Here is a 263-nt window from a genome sequence, read left to right as displayed (position 1 = left end):
GCCCTGCTGCCCCCACGCATTTACTGCCCGGACTGTCAGCCTGTAGTTCCCCAGAGCCAGTTGTGTGAAGCGGTAAGTGGTTTCCGTCGTCCGGGCCGTGCTGACCAGCCGCTCACGGCCGTCATCCGCTGCCACGGTCAGGCGAAGCAGGAAGCTCACGCCCTTCACCACCTTCGGCGTGTCCCAGCGCGCCAGCACCTGGTATTCCCCGCTGTCTGCGGTGACTTCTGCGGTCAGGTGCTGCACCGCTGGCGGCGTGACAC

At 66.2% G+C, this 263-nt stretch carries 1 pseudogene; it reads right to left on the bottom strand.

What is annotated here, in order from left to right:
* Positions 1–263, bottom strand: a pseudogene (locus RTW80_RS29595) (phage tail protein); the annotation flags it as partial.

The organism is Escherichia sp. AM3 (genome assembly GCF_032029835.1).
Taxonomy (GTDB): domain Bacteria; phylum Pseudomonadota; class Gammaproteobacteria; order Enterobacterales; family Enterobacteriaceae; genus Escherichia; species Escherichia coli.
The sequence above is the reverse complement of the archived record's forward strand: the minus strand, read 5'-3'. Positions and strand labels throughout refer to the sequence as shown.